Genomic DNA, 861 nt, shown 5'->3' with positions numbered 1-861 from the left:
TTGTATTGGCAACCCATTACAATATTTCAAGTTTGCTACTGCATTAAGAGAAGTTCCGAAATTGTTATCATTTACGCCCGTAAAGTTTTTAAGCCCAGCGCAATTTTGGTTAGTAGAAGTCTTTAGCCAAGAAATAGGGCGGGTTTTTATTGCGGTTTCTGCGTCTTTTATGACTTCTTGTATCCTGTCCCCCAAGCTTCCACTTATTGCTTCTGAAATATTATCAAGCCCTTGTTTTATTTTTAGAATTGCGCCTGAAGTTGTGTTTAAAATTTGGTTTAGTTGCCCCATTCTTATATAGCGTCCGCTTTGTTGTCCTAAATCTGCTATAACGGGACGCTGATAGGCGTCTGTGAATCCCTCTAACCAATTCACATCATCATCTTGTGCAGGTAGTGTATATGGAACGCGTTGCATAATTCCTTGATTCGCAAAAGGTTGTTTAACTGATATTTCTAATAAGTTGTATTTAGGCATTTGCTACCCACCATATATAGTATATGTTTCATACGAACTATCGCTTATAGTCGTTTTAGTATCTATAAGAATAACATCTTTTTTGTTTGCCATAAAGAAAAAAGACCCGCTATACATACGCCCCGAATAAGAAGCTGACAATGTAAAAAATGGGAATAAAATTTCGCTGTTCTTTTTATAAAGTCCTCTGCTGGTAGAGGACCTTTGCGGTTGCGAAGCTACTTGCCCGCTTATTGTCATAGTGTAATTTGTGTTGATTGTTACCGATGTTCTAATCTGTGAAGTTTGTATTGGCAACCCATTACAATATTTCAAGTTTGCTACTGCATTAAGAGAAGTTCCGAAATTGTTATCATTTACGCCCGTAAAGTTTTTAAGCCCAGC

Annotated in this window: 2 protein-coding genes; both read right to left on the bottom strand. The window is 37.3% G+C overall.

Going from position 1 to position 861, the window contains the following annotated elements; all coding sequences use genetic code 11:
* On the bottom strand, positions 1-417 hold a 417-nt coding region (locus tag LS69_RS10070; protein WP_138124715.1), incomplete at its 3' end, for a hypothetical protein.
* Between the two features lie 63 nt (positions 418-480).
* A partial coding sequence (locus tag LS69_RS10980; RefSeq protein ID WP_238699312.1) for a hypothetical protein occupies positions 481-861 on the bottom strand: 381 nt, incomplete at its 5' end.

It is taken from the genome of Helicobacter sp. MIT 05-5294 (assembly GCF_000765675.1).
Taxonomy (GTDB): Bacteria; Campylobacterota; Campylobacteria; order Campylobacterales; family Helicobacteraceae; genus Helicobacter_D.
This window is presented reverse-complemented; position numbering and strand designations above follow the sequence as displayed.